Source organism: Clostridium sp. AM43-3BH, assembly GCF_003479985.1.
Taxonomy (GTDB): domain Bacteria; phylum Bacillota; class Clostridia; order Lachnospirales; family Lachnospiraceae; genus Otoolea; species Otoolea fessa.
Window position 1 is genome coordinate 2,641 of the sequence record NZ_QUIH01000016.1, and the last position, 269, is coordinate 2,909.

At 48.0% G+C, this 269-nt stretch carries 1 protein-coding gene; it reads left to right on the forward strand.

The window, feature by feature from the left end; all coding sequences use genetic code 11:
- Positions 1-54: 54 nt before the first annotated feature.
- Positions 55-269 (forward strand): recombinase family protein (locus DW931_RS15710; RefSeq protein ID WP_165815561.1); only part of this gene is annotated, 215 nt, incomplete at its 3' end.

Sequence of the window (269 nt, forward strand, 5' to 3'; positions counted from 1 at the left end):
TATAATGAAGATGAGGTTCAAAAGAGCCAGATACCGTCTGGATTGTGTGGGTAAATGGCTATGATGAACGAAATGGAATACAGAACAATCGGTTCGGCACTTGCCGGGGGTTATCGTGCAGCGGTCTATTGCAGACTGTCAAAGGACGATGACCTGCAAGGCGAAAGTGCCAGTATCGCAAACCAGCGTGATATGCTGGAAAAATACTGCGAAAAGCAGGGATGGGAGGTTGTGGCAGTCTATCAGGACGATGGCTTCACAGGTCTTAA